General features: G+C 71.0%; 19 protein-coding genes. 13 read left to right on the top strand and 6 right to left on the bottom strand.

All coding sequences use genetic code 11. The features are described from left to right. The coding region (locus AB0J36_RS30055) for a hypothetical protein (RefSeq protein WP_363661432.1) at positions 1-327 on the bottom strand (327 nt) is incomplete at its 3' end. Beyond that, positions 324-2210, bottom strand: coding sequence for a PspC domain-containing protein (locus tag AB0J36_RS30050; RefSeq protein WP_363661431.1), 1887 nt, complete (start codon positions 2208-2210; stop codon positions 324-326). The genes AB0J36_RS30055 and AB0J36_RS30050, both read right to left, overlap by 4 nt. Positions 2211-2397: 187 nt before the next feature. Here AB0J36_RS30050 and AB0J36_RS30045 point away from each other — a divergent pair, with 187 nt between their 5' ends. The 8 genes from AB0J36_RS30045 to AB0J36_RS30010 all read left to right on the top strand — a co-directional run bounded on the left by AB0J36_RS30045 (position 2398) and on the right by AB0J36_RS30010 (position 12053). After that, positions 2398-3636, top strand: coding sequence for a PspC domain-containing protein (locus AB0J36_RS30045; protein WP_357397000.1), 1239 nt, complete (start codon positions 2398-2400; stop codon positions 3634-3636). A gap of 2 nt (positions 3637-3638) precedes the next feature. Next, on the top strand, positions 3639-4319 hold the full coding sequence (locus AB0J36_RS30040; protein ID WP_357126583.1) for a response regulator transcription factor: 681 nt from the start codon (positions 3639-3641) through the stop codon (positions 4317-4319). Positions 4320-4510: 191 nt separating this feature from the next. Continuing rightward, positions 4511-5674, top strand: a complete 1164-nt coding sequence (locus AB0J36_RS30035; RefSeq protein WP_363661430.1) for a Cys-Gln thioester bond-forming surface protein — start codon at positions 4511-4513, stop codon at positions 5672-5674. Between the two features lie 650 nt (positions 5675-6324). After that, positions 6325-7965, top strand: a complete 1641-nt coding sequence (locus AB0J36_RS30030) for an ABC transporter substrate-binding protein (protein ID WP_357126268.1) — start codon at positions 6325-6327, stop codon at positions 7963-7965. A 149-nt stretch (positions 7966-8114) separates the two neighbouring features. After that, positions 8115-9041: an ABC transporter permease gene (locus AB0J36_RS30025; RefSeq protein ID WP_357126265.1), complete on the top strand. Its 927-nt coding sequence runs from the start codon at positions 8115-8117 to the stop codon at positions 9039-9041. Further along, a complete protein-coding gene (locus tag AB0J36_RS30020) occupies positions 9034-9993 on the top strand; it encodes an ABC transporter permease (RefSeq protein WP_357126262.1) in 960 nt (319 codons plus the stop codon). Before AB0J36_RS30025 ends, AB0J36_RS30020 begins: the two co-directional genes overlap by 8 nt. 25 nt (positions 9994-10018) lie before the next feature. Beyond that, positions 10019-11047, top strand: coding sequence for an ABC transporter ATP-binding protein (locus tag AB0J36_RS30015; protein ID WP_357126580.1), 1029 nt, complete (start codon positions 10019-10021; stop codon positions 11045-11047). Continuing rightward, a complete protein-coding gene (locus AB0J36_RS30010) occupies positions 11040-12053 on the top strand; it encodes a dipeptide ABC transporter ATP-binding protein (RefSeq protein WP_355050671.1) in 1014 nt (337 codons plus the stop codon). The genes AB0J36_RS30015 and AB0J36_RS30010 overlap by 8 nt, the downstream gene beginning before the upstream one ends. A gap of 73 nt (positions 12054-12126) precedes the next feature. Here the strand turns inward: AB0J36_RS30010 and AB0J36_RS30005 are convergent, their stop codons facing one another. Then, positions 12127-12516, bottom strand: a complete 390-nt coding sequence (locus tag AB0J36_RS30005; RefSeq protein WP_363661429.1) for a chorismate mutase — start codon at positions 12514-12516, stop codon at positions 12127-12129. A gap of 292 nt (positions 12517-12808) precedes the next feature. Here AB0J36_RS30005 and pcrA point away from each other — a divergent pair, with 292 nt between their 5' ends. Continuing rightward, positions 12809-15214 carry a DNA helicase PcrA gene (gene pcrA / locus AB0J36_RS30000; protein ID WP_363661428.1) on the top strand — a complete coding sequence of 802 codons (2406 nt, stop codon included), beginning with the start codon at positions 12809-12811 and terminating at the stop codon, positions 15212-15214. 91 nt (positions 15215-15305) lie between these two features. Here the strand turns inward: pcrA and AB0J36_RS29995 are convergent, their stop codons facing one another. Further along, a complete protein-coding gene (locus AB0J36_RS29995) occupies positions 15306-16073 on the bottom strand; it encodes a M23 family metallopeptidase (protein WP_363661427.1) in 768 nt (255 codons plus the stop codon). Positions 16074-16334: 261 nt separating this feature from the next. After that, positions 16335-17042: a M23 family metallopeptidase gene (locus tag AB0J36_RS29990; RefSeq protein ID WP_357126252.1), complete on the bottom strand. Its 708-nt coding sequence runs from the start codon at positions 17040-17042 to the stop codon at positions 16335-16337. A 427-nt stretch (positions 17043-17469) separates the two neighbouring features. On the opposite strand from AB0J36_RS29990, the gene AB0J36_RS29985 reads away from it, so the two are divergent. The 3 genes from AB0J36_RS29985 (at position 17470) to sucD (ending at position 20360) form a co-directional block, all read left to right on the top strand. Further along, a complete protein-coding gene (locus AB0J36_RS29985; RefSeq protein WP_357126249.1) occupies positions 17470-17874 on the top strand; it encodes a cobalamin B12-binding domain-containing protein in 405 nt (134 codons plus the stop codon). Between the two features lie 417 nt (positions 17875-18291). Beyond that, complete coding sequence (sucC, locus tag AB0J36_RS29980; protein WP_355050665.1) at positions 18292-19470, top strand: ADP-forming succinate--CoA ligase subunit beta; 1179 nt, start codon at positions 18292-18294, stop codon at positions 19468-19470. 2 nt (positions 19471-19472) lie between these two features. Then, the gene (gene sucD / locus AB0J36_RS29975; protein WP_357126243.1) at positions 19473-20360 is read left to right on the top strand and encodes a succinate--CoA ligase subunit alpha; all 888 of its coding nucleotides are present in this window, start codon (positions 19473-19475) and stop codon (positions 20358-20360) included. A gap of 63 nt (positions 20361-20423) precedes the next feature. Here the strand turns inward: sucD and AB0J36_RS29970 are convergent, their stop codons facing one another. Then, positions 20424-20684 carry a DUF4190 domain-containing protein gene (locus tag AB0J36_RS29970; RefSeq protein WP_357174470.1) on the bottom strand — a complete coding sequence of 87 codons (261 nt, stop codon included), beginning with the start codon at positions 20682-20684 and terminating at the stop codon, positions 20424-20426. 201 nt (positions 20685-20885) lie between these two features. Between AB0J36_RS29970 and AB0J36_RS29965 the strand changes: the two genes are divergently transcribed. After that, on the top strand, positions 20886-22181 hold the full coding sequence (locus AB0J36_RS29965; RefSeq protein WP_357126237.1) for a DUF6350 family protein: 1296 nt from the start codon (positions 20886-20888) through the stop codon (positions 22179-22181). The last annotated feature ends 41 nt before the right edge of the window (positions 22182-22222 follow it).

Here is a 22222-nt window from a genome sequence, read left to right as displayed (position 1 = left end):
GGGGGCCCCCCCGCGGGGCGCCGCCCGGGCGGGGCCCGGGGGGGGCCCCGGGGGGGCGCCGCGGGGCGGGGGCGCGCCCGCGCCCGTCGCAGCGGAGGCCGTCGCACCCGGTCCGGTGGTCTCGATCGGCTCCGGGCGGCCGGACCGGCCGGAGCGCAGCGCGCCGACCAGACCGAAGACTCCGATCAGGATCAGCGCGCCGGCCAGGAACCAGCCGACCGGCGGCAGCGCGAGCCCGAGCAGTTGGGCGAGCAGCCACCAGGCTGACAGCGCCAGGAACACCAGCCCGAAGGCGAACGAGAGCAGGTCCGTACGGTGAGCCTTCACCGGGTCACCTCCAGGTTGCCGGCATTGACGTGGATGTACAGCCGCAGCTTCCCGCCGCCGGGGCCGTCCGCGCCCAGGTCGGTGGACTCCCGCAGCCGGCCGTCGATTCCGCCGGATCGGTTGCCGAAGACGGTGGCGTCGCCGGCGTTGACGTCGGCCACCGTGGTGACGTCCACGTTGGGCGGTACGACCACGGTCGCCTGACCGAAGTTGATCGCCACGGTCACCTGGGTGTCCTGCTTCGTGAAGTCGATGCCGCGCAGGTCGAGGACGGCGTCACCGAAACTGTTCTCGTACCGGTCGGCGAGGTCGCGGTAGTCGGTGGGCGCCCAGGTGACCGCGCCGTCCACGCCCCGGATCCGGTCGTAGGACTCGGCGACGGTCGCCGTGCCCAACGCGGCGGCCGTCACCAGCCCCAGCGCGATCAACCAGCGCGCCCGGCCGAACCAGGTGCCGACCAGCAGTCCCAGCCCGATAGTGGCCAACGCGGCCGCGAAGTACGCCGAGGCGCCGACGTCGAAGACGTCCAACAGGTCGAGCAGGGCGACCACGCCGAGCGCCAGGAAGATCAGCGAGAAGGTCACCGGACCGAGCGGCGAACGCTCCCGGGGCCGCTTCGGTGGCTTCGGTGGCTTGGGCGGGGGGTACGCGACCGGCGCCGGTGCCGCGTACGGGCCGTGTGGAGCGAACGGAGGGCGGTATCCGCCCGGCGTCGTCGCCCCGGGGAGGGTGGACGGGCCGGCGGCGGGTACGGCGGTCACCGGCGCCGACGGCCAGCCGCTGGTGGGCGAGTCGCCGCCCGGCCAACCGGGAGAGGCGGCCGGCCAACCGGTGCCCTGCGACGTGGCCGTCGCGGCGGCCGGCTGCGCGGACACCGGACCTGCCCCGGACACCATCGTCGCCGGGGATGCCGGCTGCGCGCCGACGGGCGGCTGCGCCGTCGCGGGCGGCTGACCACCCTGGACAGGCGGGTACGCGCTCTGCGGCGCGGTGACGTACGACAGGGTGTCGCCCGCCAGCGGCGCGGTCGCCAGCGGACCGCCGGGCGGCACCGTGCCGTACGCGGGAGCGGGCCAGGCGACCGGCGGAACCGGCCCGGGTGGCGTGCCCGCCGGGGCGGGCGGCACCGGTCCACCCGAGGGCTGTGGCCCACGGTTGTCCCGGTTGAGGAGCAACGCGCCGCCGATCAGGATGGCCGCGCCGAGCAGGACCGCGCGGAAGGCATCGGTGACGATGTAGCCGAAGCTCGCGGCCACCAGGATGCCCAGGATGATCACGGTTACCGGGGACATGCTGGAACGGCCCCGCCCCAGCATGGACTCCACCGGAGAGGCCGTGTCGCCCTCGTTGGGGATGATCAGCCAGGCGGCGACGTACACCAGGATGCCAATGCCGCCGAAGAACCCGAGCACGGCGAGGAGCACCCGCCACAGCACCGGGTCGGTGTTGGTGGCCCGTCCGATCGCCGCGCAGACCCCGGCGAGGTATCGGCCGTCGCGGGGCCGGACCAGCCCGTACCGCGAGGTGAAGCCGGTGCCGCCCAGCGGGCCCCCGGACGGTCCGGCCGCGCCGGGCCCCCCAGGCGTACCCGCGCCACCGCCGGGCTGCCCGTAGCCCGTGCCGGTCGTACCCCCGCCGGGCCCGTAGCCCGTGCCGGCCGCGTAGCCGGCACCCGGCGCGTAGCCGGCACCCGGCGCGTAGCCGGCACCCGGGGCGTAGCCGGCGCCCGGCGGCTCGTGCTGGGCGTCGGTCGGCGGTGCGGCGGGTGGGCCGAACGTGGTCGGCTCGGTCCAGCCGGCGGGTGTCGTGGGCGGTGCGGGCGGTACTGAACCGCCCGACTGTGCCGGCCCGGGACGGGGCGGCGGGGCAGCTTCCTCGGTCATGCCTCGATCCTGCGGCCCACCTCGCCCGAACGACCTCAGGACCCGACCCTGACACCACCCTGAGATCTCCGAGGCCGGAATGTCGGGGGCGTCCCCGTGGTCGTGGGACGCCGCAGCGTGTGACGATCGAACTCATCGACCCGCACCAAGCCCCACCACCGCGACCAGGGAGCCTGTGATCAGCACCGTGACCCCGCCTCCGCGCCTGTACCGGGCCCCCGAGCATCGGATGGCCGCCGGCGTCGCCGCCGGTATCGCCGACCACCTCGGCATCTCGGTGCTGCGCGTGCGCGTCGCGTTCATGGTGCTGCTCGGGCTCAGTGGGCTCGGCCTGCTGCTGTACGCGGCGTTCTGGGCGGTGGTGCCGCTGCGGCCCGGTGACACCGCCGTGCCGCCCCGGCGGGACGTGGCCCAGCTCCTGCCGTTCGTCGCGATCGGGCTCGGCGTCCTGTTGATCCAGGTGATGGTCTTCGACTCGGTCGGCGCGGCGGGCACCGCCGGCTGGCTGGTGGCCATCATCGCGGTCGGCGCGGGCGTGATCTGGCACCAGTCGGCGCCCGAGCGGCGGCGGCGCTGGGGCGAGACGATGCCGGTCCCGTGGCTCGGGGCGGTCGTCGAGGAGAGCGACCGGCGGGCCTTCGTGCTCCGGTTCATCGGCGGCGGGGTACTGGTCGCGGTCGGCATCATCGGTGTCGCGGCCGTCTACTCGCCGGCACAGAACTTCGACGCGGTGATCAACGGGGTGATCTTCGCGCTGGTCGGGTTGGCCGGGGTCGGCGTGGTCGCCGCGCCGGTGCTCTGGCGGACGTACAACCAGCTCCGCGCGGAGCGTGAGGGTCGCATCCGGGAGCAGGAGCGGGCCGAGCTGGCCGCGATGGTGCACGACCAGGTGCTGCACACCCTGGCGCTGATCCAGCGCAACGCGGGCGACGTCAAGACGGTGCAGCGGTTGGCGCGGGGGCAGGAACGCTCGCTGCGCAACTGGCTCTACAAGCCCACGGCCTCGCCGAACGAGCGCTTCGCGGCCGCCCTGGAGCAGGCTGCCGCCGAGGTCGAGGACACGTTCGCGATCACCGTGGAGGCGGTGGTGGTGGGTGACCGCGAGACCGACGAGAAGGTCGGCGCGCTGGTCGCCGCCGCCCGGGAGGCGCTGGTGAACGCGGCACGGCACGCCGGCGTGCAGACCGTGTCGCTCTACGCCGAGGTGGAACCGGAACAGGTAAGTGTCTTCGTCCGGGACCGGGGCAAGGGCTTCGATCCGGATACGGTGGAGGACCACCGGCACGGCGTACGCGGTTCGATCATCGGACGGATGAAGCGGCACGGCGGACGGGCCGAGATCCGGTCCGGCCCGGGGGAGGGGACTGAGGTCCGGTTGATCCTGCCGATCTCCCGGGACTCGTCCGCGGCGGAGAGGAACAAATGACCATGGCCGAGCAGCCGACGGAGCACCCGGTTCAGAGCCGCCCGGAACGCCTGCGGGTCTTCCTGGTGGACGACCACGCGATGTTCCGCGCCGGGGTACGTGCCGAGCTGGGCGCCCACGTCGAGGTGGTGGGCGAGGCGAGCACGGTGGCCGAGGCGGTGGCCCGGATCGCCGTCACGGTGCCCGACGTGGTGCTGCTCGACGTGCACATGCCCGACGGTGGCGGCCGCGCGGTGCTGGAGGCGATGCGGCGCAGTCACCCGCAGGTCAAGTTCCTGGCCCTGAGCGTCTCCGACGCGGCCGAGGACGTGATCGGGCTGATCCGGGCCGGCGCGCGGGGGTACGTCACCAAGACCATCTCGCCGGACGAGTTGGCCGCCGCGATCCGCCGGGTGGCCGACGGTGACGCCGTGTTCAGCCCTCGGCTGGCCGGGTTCGTGCTGGACGCGTTCGCGGCCCGGCCGGACGCGCCGGTCGCCGACCCGGAGCTGGACCAGCTCACCAACCGTGAGCGGGAGGTGCTGCGCCTGCTCGCCCGGGGGTACGCGTACAAGGAGATCGCCAAGGAGTTGTTCATCTCCATCAAGACGGTGGAGACGCACGTGTCGAACGTGCTGCGCAAGCTCCAGATGTCCAACCGGTACGAGCTTTCCCGCTGGGCGGCGGACCGCCGGCTCGTGTGATTAATTCCTCCGCCCCGGCAATTCGGACACATGCCACGGATGCCGCCGGGCGGGGCTGACAAAAGATCAACCGTGGTTCCATACTGCCCCGGTCCCGTTTCCGCGCGTGGGTGTCGCATCCCGCGGAAACGACGGCTCACGCGCGTGCCCGCGGATCGCGGGTCACCCCTGGGGGAGAGGTACCACTTCTGATGTTCGGACAACGAGGACAACGCTGGGCGCGGGTCGCCCTGGCCGCTGTCGCGGGCAGTGCCCTGGCGTTCGGCGTGGCTGGCGCCGCCGCCGCCGCTCCGGCCACCGGTGTGGCCAAGGCGGTCGAGGGCAGCCAGGTCAAGCTCAAGCTCGACGGCAAGCCGATCCAGACGTCCGCGCTCGCTCTGAAGATCGACGGCAAGCTGGTGCCGGCGTTCTGCATCGACTACCACACCAACGTGAAGCTCGACGGCAAGTACGAGGAGGGCACCTGGGACGAGTCCCAGGTGAAGAACCTCGGCAAGGTGCAGTGGGTGCTCACCCACGGTTACCCGAACGCCGACTCGACCAAGCTCCTCGCCGCCGCCGGCGTGGAGACCAAGATCGGCAAGAAGCAGCTCGACAACCTGCTCTACTTCGGCACCCAGACCGCCATCTGGCACTTCAGCGACGGCATCGAGCTGGGCGCCTGGGAGAAGGACCTGCAGCCGCGCAACCAGTACGAGGTGATCACGAAGGTTCGTGACTACCTCGTCAAGAACGCCACCGACCAGCCGGAGCCGCGTGCCGAGCTGTCCGTCGACCCGGCCAGCGCCACCGCGACGGTCGGCGGCAAGGCCGGTCCGTTCACGGTGAAGGGCCCGGCGGGCGCCATCACCGTCGCGGCCACCGGCGGCACCGCCGTCGACGCCGAGGGCAAGCCGGTCACCACGACCACCAACGGCGGGCAGTTCTGGCTCGCCGCCGAGGCCGCCGGCACGGTCAACGTGACCCTGACCGCGCAGGACTCGGTCTCCTTCGGCCGGGTGTTCCTGTTCACCGGCCCCAAGAAGGCGCAGAAGCTGATCCTCGGTGGCAGCACCGGCGCGACGGTCACCGCCCAGGCGGCGGCCACCTTCACGGCCGTCCCCACGACGCCGCCGGCCACCCCGTCGGCGACCCCGAGCGCGTCGCCGTCGCCGACCACCCCGTCGGCCACGCCGTCGGACTCGGCGCAGCCGGCCAGCCCGGCCCCGTCCACCTCGCCGGCGAGCAACGGTGGCGGCCTGCCGCTGACCGGTTCGCCGATCGCGGCGGCGGCGACCGCGGGTCTGCTGCTGCTCGCCGCGGGCGCGGTGGCCGTCCTGGTGGTGCGTCGCCGTAAGGTCCGCTTCACCGCCTGATCCATTTCGCCGCACCATCGGCCCCGGAACCGCGCGAGCGGTGCCGGGGCCGATGTCATCTCGGCCGTAGGTGGTGTGCAGAAGTCCGTCCGCGGCGCCCTCGTCCACCCAGTTGGTGCTGGTGCCCGTGTAGCGGACGAGGACATCATCCGGACGGGTAAAGAACACTGAGTGCGCGAGCGGTCACCGATCGACGGCCCCGGGTGCGGGGTGACTCACAAAGACCGGGATCTGAGCGCCGCACGGGTCTCCTGGCAGGTCGGAGCGTTGAAGCCGGGGAGCTACACACCGACCGTTTTATGATCATTTTTCAAGTATCGGCTACGTGGCGGGCAACTAACGGCTTGATAACGGCACCTTCACGGAAGAGGCCGGTGGGTGTCACAGTGGCAGCACCTCACCCTCGGTGTGTGGCACTCCGTACGGCCCACGACCATGATCTCCGCTGCTTCCCGGCGGGTTCGTGGTCGCGACGCCTGCGTAGCGTCGTGCCCCGTCGGGTGGGGAGCCCGGCGGATCGGAACATCAGGGGTGTCTCCAAACTTCCCTGTGGTCCCGGCGACCTCCGCCCCGAGGTAGCCGGGCGGTGTCACCCCCAAACGTGCGTGAAACCCACGACGGACCAGGTTAGAAAGAGGAGGCCCCTCGGAATGAGAGTCTCGAAGCGGGCGACGAGCGCGATCGCGCTCAGCGCGGCTGCCGCGCTTGTCGCGAGCGGTTGCTCGAGCGGTGACGGCGACGGCGACGCCGCCGCCAGCAAGGACGGCGCCATCGTCATCCACGGCGTCCAGCCGGAGAACCCGCTGGTTCCGTCGAACACCACGGAGACCGGCGGTGGCAAGGTCATCGACTGGCTGTTCACCGGCCTGGTTGAGTACCCGAACGACGGTGGGGCCCCGCGCAACGCGCTGGCCGAGTCCATCGACACCAAGGACTCCAAGGTCTTCACGATCAAGATCAAGAAGGGTACCAAGTTCCACGACGGTACCGAGGTGAAGGCGAAGAACTTCGTCGACGCCTGGAACTGGGCCGCGTACTCGCCGAACGGCGCGCAGAACGGCTCCTTCTTCTCGGACATCGAGGGCTTCGACAAGACCTACACCGAGGACCCGGACGGCGCGGACGGCCCGCAGAAGGCCCCGACCCCGTCGGCCAAGGAGCTCTCCGGCCTGAAGGTCGTCGACGACCAGACCTTCGAGGTCACCCTCGCCGCGCCGACCGCGGTCTTCCCGACCAAGCTCGGCTACAGCGCCTTCATGCCGCTGCCGGACGCGTTCTTCACCATGAAGCCCGAGGACTTCGGTAAGAAGCCGATCGGCAACGGCCCGGTGAAGTTCGTCTCGTGGCAGGACAACGTCGTCATCAAGCTCACGCGCTTCGACGACTACAACCTGCGTGACAAGATGAAGATCAAGGACGTCGACGTCAAGCTCTACCAGGACGAGACGGCCGCGTACGCCGACCTGCTGAGCAACAACCTCGACTTCATGGAGGTTGTCCCCACCTCGGCGCTCGCCGGCGACAAGTGGAAGGCCGACCTCGGCGAGCGGGGCCTGAACACGGTCACCCCGTCGACCGCGTTCATCGCGTTCCCGATCTACGACAAGCGCTTCCAGAACCCGAAGCTGCGTCGCGCGGTCTCGCTGTCGATCAACCGGCAGGAGATCTCGGACAAGATCTTCTTCGGTACCCGCAAGCCGGCCGACAGCTGGGCGAACCCGCTGACCCCGGGCGCCAAGCCGGGCAACTGCACCGCCTGCAAGTTCGACCCGACCACGGCCAAGCAGCTGCTGACCGAGGCCGGCGGCTTCACCGGTGAGATGGTGTTCTACTACAACGCCGACTCCAGCCACAAGGACTGGATGGACGCCGTTGCGCAGCAGGTCAAGACCAACCTCGGCATCGAGGCCCGCGCCGAGGGCGTCCCGACCTTCGCGGTCTTCCGGCAGAACATCAACGCGCACAAGATGAACGGCCCGTACCGTGCCGCCTGGCAGCAGGACTACCCGGACGTGGAGAACTGGGTCAACCCGCTCTACGTCAAGGGTGGCTCCTCCAACGACGGCCTGTACAGCAACCCGCAGGTCGACACCCTGGCCAAGCAGGCCAGCGCCGCGCCGAGCCTGGAGGCCTCGCACGAGGCGTTCGCCAAGGCCGTCGAGGTTGTCGACCAGGACGTCCCGAGCATCCCGATCTACTTCTACGGCCAGCAGTCCGGCCACTCGGAGAAGATCAAGAAGCTCGAGCTGAACAACGTCGGCGAACTCGACATCACCTCGGTCGAGCTCTGATCCGTACGGTCTGACCCCGGGTCGGGCTCGCCACATCCGGTGAGCCCGACCCGGGGCCGTTCCGCGAGTGGGTGCTACAACATGCCACTCGCCACGTTGTCGCCACCGTGTCGGCCGTCCGACGCGCCCCCTGTCTGGAGGACCACCCCATGGGCCGTTATCTGTTGAGACGGCTGCTCCAACTCGTGCCGGTCTTCATCGGCTCGACTTTCCTGATCTACTGGCTCGTCTGGTCGGTCCCGGGCGACCCGTTCGCCGGCAAGTGCGGCGAGCGCCGCTGCCCGGATCAGTACATCGCGTACATGACCGAGAAGTACCACCTGGACCAGAACGTCTTCGTGCAGTACGGCAACTACATGAAGAACCTCCTTCAGGGCGACTTCGGGCAGACGTTCTCGCAGCGCGAAATCGGCGACATCATCGCCACGGCGTACCCCAACACGCTGAAGCTGGCCCTGGTCGCGCTCGCCATCGAGGCCATCGTCGGCCTCGGCGCCGGCATCCTGACCGGTCTGCGCCGCAACGGCTTCCTGGACAACCTGGTCCTGGTCTCGACCCTCTTCCTGCTCGCGCTGCCGGTGTTCGTCGTCGGCTTCGTGCTGCAGTGGCTGCTGGGCGTGCAGTGGGGCCTCGTCAAGCCGACCGTCTCGTCGGAGATGCGGCTGTCCGAACTGATCGTCCCGGGCTTCGTGCTCGGTAGCGCGTCGGTGGCGTACATCGCCCGGGTGGCCCGCACGAGCATCGCGGAGAACCGCCGAGCGGACTACGTGCGCACCGCCATCGCCAAGGGCCTGCCGATGCGCCGGGTCGTGGGTGTGCACCTGCTGCGCAACTCGCTCATTCCGGTGGTCACCCTGCTCGGCACCGACCTTGGCGCGCTGATGGGCGGCGCGATCGTCACCGAGGGCATCTTCGGCATCAACGGAATCGGCCGCGAGGTCTACCGCGCGATCATCACCAAGGAGAGCGCTACGGTGGTCGGCATCGTGGTCGTACTGGTGGTCGTCTATCTGTTGATGAACCTGTTGGTCGACCTGCTCTACGCCGCCCTGGACCCGAGGATCCGTTATGAGTGACCCAAGCACCGCATCGATCGTCAGCACCCCCACCCCGCAGGCGACGGACACCCCGGCCGCCCCGGGGCCCCAGAGCAACGAGAAGCCGCGCGGTCTGCTCGGTGACGCCTGGCGCGACCTGCGCCGCAAGCCGCTGTTCTGGATCTCGGCGACGTTCATCGTCATCTTCCTGTTGATGGCGGCCTTCCCGTCGCTGTTCGCCCCGGGCGACGCGGTCAACGGCTCCCTGTCGCGCAGCCTCAACAAGGCGTCCGGGAACGCCTGGTTCGGGTACGACCTACAGGGCCGGGACGTCTACGCCCGGGTCATCTACGGTGCCCGCGCCTCCGTCGTGGTCGCCGTGCTCTCCGTGGTCGGCACCCTGCTGGTTGGTGGGACCATGGGCATCATCTCCGGCTACCTCGGTGGTTGGGTCGACACGCTGCTCAGCCGGATCGCCGACGTGTTCTTCGGGGTTCCGTTCGTGCTCGGCGCGATCGTCATCCTGACCACGTTCAACGGCTCGGGCACCAGCAACAGCAAGGCCGAGATCATGGGCCTGGTGACCGTCTCGCTGATCGTGCTGAGCTGGCCGGTCGTGATGCGGCTGATGCGCTCCTCGGTGCTCGCCACCCGGGAGGCCGACTACATCGTCGCGGCCCGCGCGCTGGGTGCCGGTAGCGGTCGGATCATCCTCAAGCACCTGCTGCCGAACTGTCTGGCCCCGCTGCTGGTCTACGGCACGATCATGGTCGGCTCGTTCATCGGCGCCGAGGCCACCCTCTCGTTCCTGGGCGTCGGCCTGAAGTCGCCGGTGGTGTCCTGGGGCATCATGATCAGCGAGGGCAAGGATTTCATCCGGGTCGCGCCGGGGCTGGTGTTCTTCCCCGCCGCCTTCCTCGTCGCCGCGGTGCTGAGCTTCGTGATGCTCGGCGAGGCGGTCCGCGAGGCCCTCGATCCGAAACTCCGCTAGGGGAGATCCAGTGTCCGACATTCTCGTGTCCGAGCAGTCCGCGCCGGGATCCGGCGGGTCCGGGCGTCCCTCCGGCCGGCTGCTCGAGGTCGACGACCTGCGGGTGGAGTTCCGTACCCGGGACGGCGTCGCAAAGGTCATCAACGGGGTCACGTACCACGTCGACGCGGGGGAGACCCTCGCCGTGCTCGGCGAGTCCGGCTCCGGCAAGAGCGTCACGGCGCAGACCATCATGGGCATCCTCGACACGCCCCCGGGTTTCGTCACCGGTGGGCAGGTCCGCTTCCACGGCAAGGACATGCTCCGCATGTCCGGCGAGGAGCGCCGCCGCATCCGCGGCGAGGGCATCGCGATGATCTTCCAGGACGCGCTCTCCGCCCTGAACCCGGTCTTCACCGTCGGGTTCCAGATCGCCGAGCAGTTCCGGGTCCGGCGGGGCATGGGTCGCGCCGACGCCAAGAAGCGCGCGATCGAAATGCTCGACCAGGTCAAGATCCCGAACGCTAAGGGCCGGTTCAACAACTATCCGCACCAGTTCTCCGGTGGTATGCGGCAGCGCGCGATGATCGCGATGTCGCTGGCGCTCGACCCCGAGGTGCTGATCGCCGACGAGCCGACCACCGCGCTCGACGTGACCGTGCAGGCCCAGATCATGGACCTGCTCGCGGAGCTTCAGCGTGAGCGGCAGATGGGCATGATCCTGATCACCCACGACCTCGGCGTGGTCGCCGACGTCGCGGACCGGATCGCCGTCATGTACGCGGGCCGCATCGTCGAGGAAGCCGACGTGTACGACCTGTACGCCAAGCCGGCGCACCCGTACACGATGGGTCTGATCGACTCGATCCCGCGTCTCGACGAGAAGGGGCAGCAGCTCCGGACGATCAAGGGCCTCCCGCCGAACCTGATGAACATCCCGCCGGGCTGCCCGTTCAACCCGCGCTGCCCCATGGCTCAGCCGGTGTGCCGGGAGAAGGTCCCCCCGCTGCTTCAGGTGGGCCACGCCCGGGCCAGCGCCTGCCACTTCGCCGAGGAGCTGGTGAACCGTGTCTGAGAACATCCTCGAGGTCCGTGACCTGGTCAAGCACTACCCCGTCACCCAGGGTGTGGTGTTCAAGAAGACCGTCGGTCAGGTCAAGGCCGTCGACGGGGTCTCGTTCGGTCTGCGGGCCGGCGAGACGCTCGGTGTCGTCGGCGAGTCCGGCTGCGGCAAGTCGACCCTCGCCCGGGTTCTGATGAACCTGGAGAAGCCGACCGCAGGCAGCGTGGTCTACAAGGGCCAGGACATCTCCAAGCTCTCCGGTGGGGCGCTGCGCCGGCTGCGTCGGCAGATCCAGCTGGTCATGCAGGACCCGTACACCTCGCTGAACCCGCGGATGACGGTCGGCGACCTGATCGGTGAGCCGTTCGAGATCCACCCGGAGGTGGCGCCCCGGGGCAGCCGCCGGGCCAAGGTCCGCGAGCTGCTCGACCTGGTCGGTCTGAACCCGGAGCACATCAACCGGTACCCGCACCAGTTCTCCGGCGGTCAGCGGCAGCGCATCGGCATCGCCCGGGCGCTCGCGCTGCGGCCCGAGGTGATCGTCTGCGACGAGCCCGTCTCGGCGCTGGACGTCTCCATCCAGGCCCAGGTGATGAACCTGCTGGAGAAGCTGCAGGGTGAGCTGGGCCTGTCGTACATCTTCATCGCCCACGACCTGTCGGTGGTCCGCCACCTGTCGGACCGCGTGGCGGTGATGTACCTCGGCAAGATCGTCGAGATCGGCACCGAGGACGAGATCTACGAGCGGCCGACCCACCCGTACACCCAGGCGCTGCTCTCGGCGGTGCCGGTGCCGGACCCGACCCAGCGGAACAACAAGACGATCATCCGGCTCACGGGTGACGTGCCGTCGCCGATCAGCCCGCCCTCGGGCTGCCGGTTCCGGACCCGCTGCTGGAAGGCGCAGGATGTCTGCGCCGAGCAGGTCCCGCTGCTGGAGATCCGCCGCGACTCGGACCACCCGAGCGCCTGCCACTTCGCGGAGCGGCGCGAGATCGTCGCCACCCACGAGGCGTGATCCACCGGAACCGCCTGCCGACGTCACCACGACGACGGCAGGCGGTTCTGTCTTTCCCGGCCCGCTGAGCGCCTCAGAGCGGCCCGCGGCCCGCTCGCAGCAGCAACAGCGCCAGTTGCGTACCGTCGGCGCCGAGCGCGAGCCGGAAGCGTTCCAGGATGTCCCGTTCCCGGGAGAGCACCAGCCGGGTGCCGCCGGAGGCCATCCGGGTCGCGCCGACCTCCCGCGACAGCGCGGCCCGCTCCTGCCAGAGCGTGATCAAGGCGTGGTCGATCTCGTCGATCCGCTCCCTGATCTGCACGATCCGCGCGGCGGCGGTCGGCTCCACCGTGCCGGTCCGCGCGTCGGCCGGTTCGCCGGACTCCGTCGGAGGGCCCGCCTCCGGCACGCTCCCGTCGACCGGGGCCTGTGCCGGGTCCGGCCGTGCCGGGCCGCCGTTCTGCTCCACCACGTCTGTCATCATCGGGTACCTCTCGCGCTCTGGTGCCCCGTGCCCGCAACCCGGGACGAAAAAGCCCCGGACTCCAGGAGCCCGGGGCTTTTCGCAGGTCTGATCGATCAGGCGCGACCTACGGCAGCCGGACTCCCGGTGCCGTAGTAAAAGTAGTAGCGCGCTCCGATCACGCCGTCGAGTATGCCCACGCGGATGGCCGGCGCGCAAGGATTCGACGCGGTTCGTGACGCAGGGCCCGGCTGGCGGACGGGCCCCGCACCGGTCGGGAAGTGTCCGGCTGGCGGCATAGACTTGGCGCGCGATGCATCCTCTCTTCGACATCCCCGCGTCCCCGCCCGCGCCGGAGTCCGCGCCGGCCCGTCCGCACCGGCCTGGGCCGGCCGCCGCCCGCCTCGATCCGCGGCAACTGCTCGACGGGTTGAACGGGCCGCAGCGCGACGCGGTCAGCCACGCCGGTTCGCCGCTGCTGATCGTGGCCGGCGCGGGCTCCGGCAAGACCCGGGTGCTCACCCACCGGATCGCCTACCTGCTCGCCGCACGGGACGTCCACCCCGGCGAGATCATCGCCATCACGTTCACCAACAAGGCGGCGGGCGAGATGAAGGAGCGCGTCGCCGCGCTGGTCGGTCCCCGGGCCCGGCTGATGTGGGTGTCGACGTTCCACTCCGCGTGCGTCCGCATCCTGCGCGCCGAGCACGAGCACGCCGGCCTCAAATCGACGTTCTCGATCTACGACGCGGATGACTCCCGCCGCCTGATGCAGTTGGTCACCCGGGAGTTGGATCTCGACCCGAAGCGCTACCCGGCGCGTGGGCTGGCCGCCCAGGTCTCCAACCTCAAGAACGAGCTGGTCGACCCGGAGCAGTTCGCCGCGCGGGCCAGCGGGCCCAACGAGCGGGCGCTCGCCGAGGCGTACACGCTCTACCAGCGCCGGCTGCGCGAGGCGCACGCGCTGGACTTCGACGACCTGATCATGACGACGGTGCACCTGCTCCAGTCCCACCCGCACGTGGCCGAGAGCTATCGGCGGCGGTTCCGGCACGTGCTCGTCGACGAATACCAGGACACCAACCACGCCCAGTACGTCCTGATCAAGGAGCTGGTCTCCGGCACCGACGGGCTGGACCCGGCCGAGCTGTGCGTGGTCGGTGACGCCGACCAGTCGATCTACGCGTTCCGGGGCGCGACGATCCGCAACATCCTGGAGTTCGAACGGGACTTCAGCGACGCGCGGACGATCCTGCTGGAACAGAACTACCGCTCCACGCAGACCATCCTCAACGCGGCCAACGCGGTGATCGACCGCAACACGTCCCGCAAGCCGAAGCGGCTGTGGAGCGAGGCCGGCGACGGCGAGCGGATCGTCGGGTACGTGGCGGACACCGAGCACTCCGAGGCCGACTGGGTGGGCCGGGAGATCGACCGACTCGTCGACGCCGACGAGACCCGCCCCGGTGACGTCGCCGTCTTCTACCGCACCAACGCCCAGTCCCGCGTCTTCGAGGAGGTGTTCATCCGCGCCGGCCTGCCGTACAAGGTGGTCGGCGGGGTGCGCTTCTACGAGCGCAAGGAGGTCCGCGACGCGCTGGCGTACCTGCGCTCGGTGGTCAACGACGACGACACCGTGAGCCTGCGGCGGGTGCTGAACACCCCACGCCGGGGCATCGGCGACCGTGCGGAGGCGTGCGTCGAGGCGCTGTCCAGCCGCGACCGGATCTCGTTCGGCGCGGCGCTGCGCCGGGCCCGTGAGGCGCCCGGCATCTCCACCCGGGCGGCCAACGGCATCGCCGACTTCGTGGCGCTGCTCGACGGCGCACGGGAGCTGGCCGAGACCGGCACCCCGGAGGAGGTGCTGGAGGCCCTGCTGACCCGCTCGGGCTACCTCACCGAGCTGGAGGAGAGCCTCGACCCGCAGGACGCCGGTCGGGTGGACAACCTCCAGGAGTTGGTCAGCGTCGCCCGGGAGTACACCGAGCGGATCGAGGCCCTGGGCGAGGACGGGGAGCGGGCCACCCTGGCCGGGTTCCTGGAGCAGGTCGCGCTGGTGGCCGACGCCGACCAGATCCCCTCCGACGACCCCGACCACCAGGGCGTCGTCACCCTGATGACGTTGCACACCGCCAAGGGCCTCGAGTTTCCGGTGGTCTTCCTGACCGGCCTGGAGGACGGCGTCTTCCCGCACCTGCGCTCGCTGGGCGACACCCGCGAGTTGGAGGAGGAGCGCCGACTGGCGTACGTGGGGATCACCCGTGCCCGACAGCGGCTCTACCTGTCCCGTGCGGTCACCCGTTCGGCGTGGGGGCAGCCGTCCTACAACCCCCCGTCACGCTTCCTGGAGGAGCTGCCGCCGGAGCTGGTGCGCTGGGAGCGCACCGAGGGGTCGTACACCTCGTGGGCTGGCGGGGGCGGCGGCGTCGGTGGCCGCGCGGACCGCGCGCCCGGCGGGCGCGGCACCTTCACCGGGGGTACGCCCAAGGCGGCTCAGCTCGCCCAGCGGCTCGGCGTGGACGGCAGTCGCCTGACCACGGCCAGCGAGCTGCCGCAGGGGCCGAAGGTGGCGGCCGGCGACCGGGTCAACCACCAGCGCTACGGCCTGGGCCGGGTGCTGGCCGTCGAGGGCCACGGCCCGGGTGCCCGCGCGCAGATCGACTTCGGCGACCAGATCATGTGGCTGGTCCTGCGCCACGCCCCGGTCGACAAGCTCTAACCCGCGCCGATCTTGCACTTTCGGTCGTCGACATCGGGGCTCATGCCCTTTTTGTCGCCACAGAAAGTGCAAGATCGGCGCAGGTACGGGGTCAGCAGCCCAGGTCCACGCCTCGGGCGCGCATGAACGGGGCCGGGTCGATCTGGTTCCACATGCCCTGGTGCACCTCGAAGTGCAGGTGTGGGCCGGTGGCGTCGCCGGTGGCGCCCTCGTAACCGATCACCTGGCCGGCTTTGACCTTCTGGCCGACGGTGACCGCGATGCGGCTCTGGTGGGCGTAGTGGGTCAGGTAGCCGTTGCCGTGGTCGATGAAGACGGAGTTCCCGTACCCGTCGGCGGCGTCGCCGGCCTGGGTGACAGTGCCGGCCGCCGCGGCGCGGATGGGGGTGCCCGAGGGCAGCGCCAGGTCGATCCCGGCGTGCAGGGTGCCCCAGCGCTCGCCGTAGCAGGAGGTGACCGCGGCCCCGGGCATCGGGTCGACCCAGGCGGCCGTCGGCTTGGTGGTCTTCTTCGGCTTCGGCTTCGGCTTGGCGGTGGCCGTCTTCGTGGGCAACGGGCTGGCGGCGACGGCCGAGGGGCTCGTGGTCGGGCTGGCCGACGGGGAGGCGGGCGGGCTCGCCTCGCGGGCCGAACGGTCGGCCCGGCTGGCGGCCTCGGCCCGGGACTGCGCGTCGAGCGAGACGGCGGTGGGCGCGGGCCGGTCGGGTCCGGTGGTGGCGACGGCGACCCCGCCCAGGCCGAGGGCGACCAGGCTGGCCGCGCCGAGCACGATGAGGCGGTTCCGCCGGCGGGCACGCCGAGGCTGCTCACCGGTGGTGTCGGGGGTGTTCTCGTTCTGGACGGGGCTGTCTTCCGGCACGGCGGACCTTCACAGTCGAGGGGCACTTGACCTCGAAATACTGGTGCCGGGCCGAGTCGGGCGATGGCCGGGACCGGACGCCCGGCCCGCCGGCCGCAGCCGGGACGGCCCGTTATGCGGCGTCCTGAGGCGTTCCGTCCGGATAAGTGATCATGCGGCCCGTGTGCTGGGCCACAGTCGACGCTGTGACCCAGGGAACATCAGCGCACGCAGAACCGCCCGGATCGACAGATCCGGGCGGTCAACGGTCAGTACCCAGCGTCAGGACGCGGCTACATCGCTGTAGATTGCCTCGACTTGCAGCTTGATGTCCACTCCGCGCTCCTGCAGGTACGGAACGGGGTCGATCGGTGCGCCCTTGACATGGAGTTCGAGGTGCAGGTGGGTGCCGTAGGCGTGACCGGTCTGGCCCACCAGGCCGAGCTGGTCGCCCGCCTTGACCTGCTGGCCCTCCTTGACGCTGAGCGCGGAGGAGTGGCCGTAGATGGCCTCGCTGCCGTCGGCGTGCTGCACGATCACGGCGTAGCCGTAGCCGCCGAACCAGCCGGCCTTGGTGACCAGCCCGTCGTGGACGGCCACGTAGGGCGTGCCCTCGGGGACGACCAGGTCGACACCGGTGTGCAGCTTGCCCCACCGCATCCCGTATGGCGAGTTGAAGTCGTAGCCCTGCAGCGGCAGCATCCAGACCTCGGGCTCGGCCGCTTCCTTGCCGCGGCTGTCCCGGGAGGCGCGCTCGGCGTTGTCCGCGCGGGCTGCGGCGTCCTGGCTGGTGACCGACGCCTGCTTGAGCTCGTCGAGCACCGACGGGCTGACGTCCTTGGCGTCCGGCAGGGCCGACGCGCCCAGCGCGACGATGCCCGCGCCGACGAACGCGGTGGTGACGACCGCCGCGTAACGGCTACGCGGGGGGGTGGGTACGCGGCGGCGGCCGCGATATCGATCGGGCTCAGACGACAGGCGCTGGCGCACGCACACCCTCCGTTGTCGGGGTTCCGAGGCGACCGGTGGACGTCCGTGAAGCTCGGATGAACGTCTGCCGACCGCGTCGTCACCCGTCCATGGACCTGATGACAACCGTGGACACGTTAGCCAACCACCAGGCGAGTCACAAGCCAGACCGCTGAATTGGCGTGTCGACTTGTCCGTTTGCGTCCGTGATTGTCATGCATCGTGCCGTCGAACGGTGCCCCCGTAACCACCCGTTCGTCGCCGAGCGTGACCGATCCGGCGGAGTCGTCCGGCTTGACGCCACGGCCGGGCGAGGGCGCTTGCCGCCGGGCGCGTCCGTGGTCGCCGGGATGACGGACGTGTTTCCAGCCCGGATTTCCCGGCCCCGGCCGGGCGGGTTACCGTTCGTTCAGGTGAAGGCCGTGGAGCCGGTGAAAGGTGTGCGCTGATGAGCTCTCGAATTCGGGTCGTCGTCGCGAAGCCAGGTCTGGACGGCCACGACCGCGGCGCGAAGGTCGTCGCCCGCGCCCTGCGGGACGCCGGGATGGAGGTCGTCTACACCGGCCTGCACCAGACGCCCGAGCAGATCGTGGAGACGGCCATCCAGGAGGACGCCGACGCGGTCGGACTCTCCGTGCTCTCCGGCGCGCACATGACGCTGTTCCGTCGGGTGCTGGAGTTGCTCACCGAGCGCGACGCGCGGGACATCGTCGTCTTCGGTGGCGGCATCATCCCGAACGACGACATCCCGGAGTTGGAGAAGCTGGGCGTCGCGAAGATCTTCACGCCGGGCGCCACCACCCAGGCGATCGTCGAGTGGGTCCGCGAGAACGTGGCGCAGCCGGTCTCCTGAGCGGCGGCGCGGTATCCGGGCACGGGGGAGGGGCCGGACGCACCCCTCACACGTCCGGCCCCTCTATGCACGATGCCCCGCCGCCACCCCTCGACCGACAGGGCATCGGCCGTCTCCCGTCATCGCGCTGTGCAGCGCTCCGACACCTGACTCAACGACGACCCCACGGCCGGGTTACGCACCCCTGCCAACATCGCCCGGACGGCTGACACCGACCCTGGCCTGGTCGGAACGGGTCGTGTCCCGACCGCCTCTGTGCATTACGGCACACCGCGCACCCGCTCGGTTGCCGGCCGTGCCCACCTCGCTAGGCTGCGGCCAATGGCCTGTTTCAACTGATGACAGGCGTCAAACTGTTTTCTGAACGCTGGTGGCGGCGCGACGGCGCGCCGCGGAGACGGGACGGGACGCGCAATCGTGGACCTGTACGAGTACCAGGGGCGGGACCTGTTCGAGCGGCACGGCTTGCCCGTGCTGGCCGGCGGCGTTGCCACGACCCCGGAAGAGGCCCGCGCGATCGCCGAACGCCTCGGCGGTCGAGTGGTCGTCAAGGCGCAGGTGAAGGTCGGCGGCCGAGGCAAGGCCGGTGGCGTCAAGCTCGCCGAGGGCCCGGATGAGGCGGTGGCCAGGGCCACCGACATCCTGGGCATGGACATCAAGGGTCACACCGTCCACAAGGTCATGATCACCGTGACGGCGGACGTGGCCGAGGAGTACTACTTCTCGTACCTGCTCGACCGGGCGAACCGCACCTTCCTCTGCATCGCCAGCGTGGCCGGCGGTATGGACATCGAGCAGGTCGCCGCCGAGACCCCGGACCGCGTGGTGAAGGCGCCGATCGACGCCAACACCGGTGTCGACGAGGCCAAGGCGCGGGAGATCGTCACCGCGGCCGGCTTCCCGGCCGAGGTCGCCGACCAGGTCGTCGAGGTGGCCGTCGGCCTGTGGCAGGCGTTCGTCGCCGAGGACGCCACCCTGGTCGAGGTGAACCCTCTCGCCAAGAACGGCGACGGGCGGCTGCTGCTGCTCGACGCCAAGATCACCCTGGACGAGAACGCCGCGTTCCGGCACCCGGACCACGAGGCCCTGGTCGACCAGGCCAGCGTGGACCCGCTGGAGCAGGCCGCCAAGGCCAAGGACCTCAACTACGTCAAGCTCGACGGCGAGGTCGGCATCATCGGCAACGGCGCGGGCCTGGTCATGTCGACCCTCGACGTGGTCGCGTACGCCGGTGAGCGGCACGGCAACGTCAAGCCGGCCAACTTCCTCGACATCGGCGGTGGCGCGAGCGCCGCGGTGATGGCGAACGGGCTGGAGATCGTGCTCTCCGACCCGGCCGTGAAGAGCGTCTTCGTCAACGTCTTCGGCGGCATCACCGCCTGCGACGAGGTCGCCAACGGCATCATCCAGGCGCTGGCCCTGCTCGAGCAGCGTGGCGAGCAGGTCACCAAGCCGCTCGTCGTCCGTCTCGACGGCAACAACGCCGAGGCTGGCCGGGCGATCCTGGACGGCGCGAACAACCCGCTCGTGCAGCGGGTGGACACCATGGACGGTGCGGCCGAGCGGGCCGCTGAGCTGGCAGCTGCGGGGGTCTGATCATGGCTATCTGGCTGACCAAGGAATCGAAGGTCATCGTCCAGGGGATGACCGGCTCCGAGGGCTCCAAGCACACCCGGCGGATGCTCGCCGCCGGCACCAACGTGGTGGGCGGCGTCAACCCGCGCAAGGCGGGCCAGAAGGTCGACTTCGACGGCACCGAGCTGCCGGTGTTCGCGTCCGTGGCGGACGCCATGGCCGAGACCGGTGCCGACGTCACCGTCATCTTCGTGCCGCCGCAGTTCACCAAGGCCGCCGTGGTCGAGGCGATCGACGCCGCGATTCCGCTGGCCGTGGTGATCACCGAGGGCGTGCCGGTGCACGACACCGCCGCGTTCTGGGCGTACAACCTCGCCCAGGGCGAGCGCACCCGAATCATCGGGCCGAACTGCCCGGGGATCGCCTCCCCGGGCGCGTCCAACGCCGGCATCATCCCGGCCGACATCACCGGCTCCGGCCGGATCGGCCTGGTCAGCAAGAGCGGCACGCTGACCTACCAGATGATGTACGAGCTGCGCGACATCGGCTTCTCCACCTGCGTCGGCATCGGTGGCGACCCGATCATCGGCACCACGCACATCGACGCCCTCAAGGCGTTCGAGGCCGACCCGGAGACCGACGCCATCGTGATGATCGGTGAGATCGGCGGCGACGCCGAGGAGCGGGCCGCCGAGTTCATCAAGGCCAACGTCACCAAGCCGGTGGTGGGCTACATCGCCGGATTCACCGCGCCCCCCGGCAAGACCATGGGCCACGCCGGCGCGATCATCTCCGGCTCGGCCGGCACCGCCGAGGCGAAGCAGGCGGCGCTCGAGGCCGTCGGGGTGAAGGTCGGCAAGACGCCGACCGAGACCGCGAAGCTGATGCGGGAGATCATGTCCGGCAACTGAGCCGGCAGGGCAACAGCGAAGGGGTCGACCGGAACCGGTCGGCCCCTTCGTCGTACCGCCGGCTCAGTCGTTGTTCCAGAACGGGTAGTTGCCGGTGAGACGCAGGATCGACCCGCCGATGATGTTGATCACGCCGAACGCGATGGCGAGGTAGCCGAGCACCGGGGACTGGCCGTTACGCCGCGCGTCCCGCAGTGACAGGTAACCGAAGATGATGCCGAGGATGCCGCAACAGATCAGGCCGAGGACGATGCCCAGCACGCCCCAGAGCGTGGTGCGGTCCCGGCCCCGGGCCGGCGGTGGCGGCGGGTATGCGGTCGTCACGACTACCTCCGGTCGGTCGTGGGCGGCGGGCGGACCCGGGCCGCGACCGGCGGATGAGACCCGATGGCGGCGACGGCCACCCCCCTCTGGGCCGAGGCTAGACCCGCGCGGGCCGTCCGGAACCCGGTTCGCCCAACTCGCCGCCGCTGAGGGCGCGTTAACGGACTGCCACAGCCCGCGCGACGTGCCAGAGTAGAGCGGATGTCCCCCGTCACCCCTGACCGTCCCAGCCGTGCCGGCGGCGTACGCGCCGACGACCGGCCGGTCGACCGCGCCCCGCCGCGCCGACGGGTGCCCGCGCCCCGCGCCGGTGGGTCGCCGCGCGGACGGGCGCCGTTGCCCGTCGCCGCCGGGGTGGCCGCCGGCGGGGCCGCCCTCACCTCGTACCTGCCGGTGGCCATCGTGCTCGGCCTGGTCCAGTTGGGCGCGGACTCCACCACGCTGGGCGGCACCCTGCGCACCGCGTTGGCCGGTTGGCTCGTGGGGCACGGCGTCCCGCTGCACACCGAGGCGGGCCCGTTCGGGCTCGCCCCGCTGGCGCTGACCGTGCTCGCGCTGTGGCGACTCACCCGGGCCGGCGTGCACGTGAGCCGCGCGATCGGCGCCCGCGACAGCCGCTCACCGCGCCGGGCGCTGATCGCGGCCGGAGCGGTCGGTCTGGCGTACGCCCTGCTCGGCGCTCTCGCCGCGGTGCTGATCGGCGCGCACGGTCCACAGGTGTCCCCGGTGCGGGCGGCGGCCACGTTCGCGGTGGTCGGCACGCTCGGCGCGCTGGTCGGCGCGATCCGGATCACCGCCGTGACCCGGCTGCTCGTCGCCCGGATACCCGGCCCGCTGCGCGACGGCGTCCGCACCGGCCTGGTGGCCGCGCTCCTGCTGCTCGGCGCGGGGGCCGGCGCGGCCGGCCTGGCCGTGGCCACCGGTGGCGGCGACGCGGCGGACATGATCGGCGCGTACCGGACCGGCGTGGCCGGGCAGGCCGGGATCACCCTGGTCAGCATGGCGTACGCGCCGAACGCGGCGGTCTGGTCGACGAGCTATCTGCTCGGGCCGGGCTTCGCGGTCGGCGTCGACACGGCGGTGCGTACCAGCGAGGTGTCCGTCGGCGCGCTGCCGGCCGTACCCCTGCTCGCCGGCCTGCCGCGCGGCCCGGTGGACGGCCTCGGCGCCCTGCTGCTCGCGGTGCCGGTGCTGGCCGGGATGGTCGCCGGCTGGCTGCTCGCCCGCCGGCTTGCCCGCGTCGCCGGGCCGGAGCGCGCCCCGCGACGGTGGGCGGAGTTGCTGGCGCCGGCCGCGTTGGCCGGCCCGGTGGCCGGCGTGCTGCTCGGCGTCGCCGCCGCGGCCTCCGCCGGACCACTCGGATCGGGGCGGCTGGCGCAGCTCGGGCCGGTGGCCTGGCAGGTCGGCGCCGTGGCGGCCGGCGTCGTCGCGGTAGGCGCGCTACTCGGCGCCGCCGCCACCCGCGTACTGGCCCGCACCCCCCGCCCCACCCCCTGACCTTCGGTTGATCAGGAAGCTGTTGTCACGACACGCCGAGG

Origin of the sequence: Micromonospora sp. NPDC049662 (assembly GCF_040675055.1) — a bacterium.
Taxonomy (GTDB): domain Bacteria; phylum Actinomycetota; class Actinomycetes; order Mycobacteriales; family Micromonosporaceae; genus Micromonospora.
Note: the sequence above shows the minus strand (reverse complement) of the source record. Positions and strands in the feature narration are given on the sequence as shown.